This window comes from Synechococcus sp. R55.7, assembly GCF_047461955.1.
GTDB lineage: Bacteria > Cyanobacteriota > Cyanobacteriia > Thermostichales > Thermostichaceae > Thermostichus.
In genome coordinates, this window is sequence record NZ_JANSIC010000128.1 from 3,192 (window position 1) to 4,429 (window position 1,238).

The following is a 1,238-nucleotide window of genomic DNA, read 5'->3' on the forward strand; positions in this document are numbered from 1 at the left end:
TAGGTATCAGATAGGCTTCTGCAGCAAAAATACCCGTCAGCAGTCGATTGAGCCAAAGCGGCGGCATTTTCAGATCTTGGCTTTCCCTCAGGCGAAGCACTTTCTGCATTATGCGGATCCCTGAAATGATTGGGAAAAGAAAACTGTTGAAGAAAACAAGGGTATAAACTTCTAGACCTGAGCTTTTAAGCAACGACAAAAGTTGCCCGCGGGTATATCGTCTCTTGTGATGATTAAGCTCATCATGTAAACTCCACAGCCACGGATAAGCCGGAACAGTTACAACTAAGTAGCCAGATGGGGTTAACCTTTGACTGAGGGCTAGGAGAGCTTCTTTGTCATTCTCCAGATGCTCCAGCACATCCAGCAAAGCAATCAAATCAAATCGTTGAGAACCAAAGGGGATCCGGTTTGGCAACTCCCCCTCTGCCACGATCCCAATACCGCGAGCTTGGGCCAGCGGCAGTGCAATTTCACTCTTTTCCATAGCCCAAACTTTGCCAAATCTGGACAACATCTCCAGGTTGCCGCCGCTACCACAGCCAGCTTCCAAAATATAAGCAGAGGGGGGAAGCGACAGGGATCCAATAACCCGACTCAGAATGTGACGGCGACCCAAAAACCACCAATGCCGGTCTTCCAAGCCTGCCATTTGCTCATAAGCTTCGGGATCCATACCCGTAACCCAACAAAAGATCAAAAACAGGATTAGCCGCAGAAGGGGTTAGCAGAGCATATCTATCTAAACTAAGTTTAGGGGGATAATCGAGCCTTTCCCCAGCGATGCTTACGATACCAGGCCGCCACGTGGGGACACCACGCTTCAAAGTGGGGCCAAATCAGTTCACACAGATGTTGAATTTCTCGTTGAGCATCTTCTTTGGCTCGTAAATCCAAAAAATGCATTAGACTACGGCAATTGAAAGAGACCACGAAGTGTTGTCGGATCCCGTAGCCAATGATGTTACGGGCATCTTCATAGGGCAATCCGCACTCTTCTACCAGGCGATAATAAGCAATGGCCTGGCTGCGATATTGCGCAAGAATGATATCCAAAGCTTCGGGGGAGATGGGCCTAAAGCCTTGGCGGGTTTTGGCCTTGCCCTCTTTGACGCTGGCAGGAACGTAAAACAAAGTTTCCAGCTCTTGCAAAGACAAGGAGGACTCCGTCCCGCCACTGTGCTCCGCAATGTGCTCCGCACCGCTGTCGCGATAGGCCTCCGGCCCGCTGACGCGAT

At 50.1% G+C, this 1,238-nt stretch carries 2 protein-coding genes; both read right to left on the reverse strand.

Annotation, left to right across the window (positions count from 1 at the left end; all coding sequences use genetic code 11):
- A partial coding sequence (locus NW820_RS08090) for a class I SAM-dependent methyltransferase (RefSeq protein ID WP_414407194.1) occupies positions 1-676 on the reverse strand: 676 nt, incomplete at its 3' end.
- A 77-nt stretch (positions 677-753) separates the two neighbouring features.
- On the reverse strand, positions 754-1,238 hold a 485-nt coding region (locus tag NW820_RS08095; RefSeq protein ID WP_414407195.1), incomplete at its 5' end, for an FAD-dependent thymidylate synthase.